This window comes from Geomonas diazotrophica (genome assembly GCF_018919385.1).
In the GTDB taxonomy this organism is placed as follows: Bacteria; Desulfobacterota; Desulfuromonadia; order Geobacterales; family Geobacteraceae; genus Geomonas; species Geomonas diazotrophica.
Window position 1 is genome coordinate 1 of the sequence record NZ_JAHLMF010000054.1, and the last position, 249, is coordinate 249.

The following is a 249-nucleotide window of genomic DNA, read 5'->3' on the forward strand; positions in this document are numbered from 1 at the left end:
CGGTGTTCGGATCAGCATCGGCCACGGCGTACTTGGCGTAACGCGCGTAGGTGTGGCTCTTGCTGATGGAACCGCTGGTGTCGGTGGAGGTGGTGCTGGCACTACCGTCGCCCCACGCGAAGGTGACGGAGGTGTAAGGACCGCTGATGGTCAGCGGGATGGTCGTTGCCTTGGCGGCGTCCACCGTAATGGTACCGACGGTGACCGGGTCCGCAGCGACGACGTTGACCTTCTGGTTCACGGTGGAGA

The 249-nt window shown here is 63.9% G+C and carries 1 protein-coding gene; it reads right to left on the minus strand.

The genetic code is table 11. The annotated features are described in order from the left end of the window. Positions 1-249: hypothetical protein (locus KOM00_RS20525; RefSeq protein WP_216500872.1), on the minus strand; the 249-nt coding region annotated here is incomplete at both ends.